The organism is Pseudomonas sp. Sample_14 (genome assembly GCF_004307515.1).
GTDB lineage: Bacteria > Pseudomonadota > Gammaproteobacteria > Pseudomonadales > Pseudomonadaceae > Aquipseudomonas > Aquipseudomonas atacamensis.
This window is the reverse complement of record NZ_RCOC01000100.1, coordinates 1-1130: the sequence shown is the minus strand read 5'-3', so window position 1 is coordinate 1130 and position 1130 is coordinate 1. Positions and strand designations below refer to the sequence as shown.

Sequence of the window (1130 nt, the reverse complement as noted above, 5' to 3'; positions counted from 1 at the left end):
AAGAAGCAGTTTGTGGGGGCGGCGCATGATCAGGAAGTGGGGTTAAGTTAGGTGGCTGAGGTGGAGTGGTTACGGGGGTGTAAGGCGGATTCGAGGTTGGTTGTTGTGTTGAAGGTTGGCTTGTATGAGGGGGCGGTTGAGAGTGAGGCGGTTGCGTGTCAAGTGAGGAGCTATGGGGTCAAAGCGGGGTTGGATGATTTGACTACGCTTGATAATTATGACTGGAATCACTGGGCAATAACCAACTACCGCGAATCAGTGAAGATATCGCTTTCTGGGAATGAATATTTTGTTGAGTCCGTCCCACATCCTCAGAATCCTACCTACCACAGCACCTTTATTTCCAAATGCTATCAAAAGATCGGCGCCGGCGCTGCTTTAGAGTTCAGTTTTGATTACCGCACGCGCGATCCCAAAATTGTAATTTTCGCACACAATGGTCAGACGATGCTCGGGGAAGAATTGGCTGCATCTGTGTCGTGGCGATCAATAACAGTGAGATTTAATGTAGCGACACCTCTAACACCCAATATTCTTTTAGTGTCCATTTCTTTAGGCGGGTATGGACAATTTATCCACTTAAAGAATTTAAGATTGAAAAAAACATGATTATCACCCTAGCCTGAAACTTGGCCGCTCCAATTATAGCGCTCAACTAAGCGGATGTTAATGCAGTAATCATAATTAGTATCCCGCAAAATTTCTAAGAACTTTTGCGGGCGCACTCAAATAATCACTGTGCCGGTTCAACATATCACACAGTGCGTGCCGCTCTCGTCTGCGTCTTGTAATCCTGCAGTGTGTCCATCGGTTTAGTGATCAAATCGCTATTTCATCAAGCCCAAATCGGCGCTTCGATCTGATGAGAATGTTATACCGCACCAAGCCAACAAATGATCGCCGCCCTCGGCATCTTCTAGGGACTAAATGAATTCCATTGAGCTGCCGAAGGCGGCCATCCTTTGTTTCCCGCTGATCATCGCTAGTGCAGGACTACCACTCATCGGAAACACGCCCACACCTGTCAGATCTGACAGGTGCGCTCTGTCCTCAAATCCGCTTTCATGACTCCAGTGCCTGGCACCTTGCAACCGGGCCCATAACGGAGCACTGCCATGAGCCAGCCGCTG

The 1130-nt window shown here is 48.4% G+C and carries 2 protein-coding genes; one reads left to right on the top strand and one right to left on the bottom strand.

Going from position 1 to position 1130, the window contains the following annotated elements; all coding sequences use genetic code 11:
* Nucleotides 1–105 precede the first annotated feature (105 nt).
* Nucleotides 106–609, top strand: a complete 504-nt coding sequence (locus D8U61_RS25820) for a hypothetical protein (RefSeq protein ID WP_130927897.1) — start codon at nt 106–108, stop codon at nt 607–609.
* A gap of 314 nt (nt 610–923) precedes the next feature.
* Here the strand turns inward: D8U61_RS25820 and D8U61_RS27960 are convergent.
* Nucleotides 924–1130 (bottom strand): hypothetical protein (locus tag D8U61_RS27960; protein WP_206663100.1); only part of this gene is annotated, 207 nt, incomplete at its 5' end.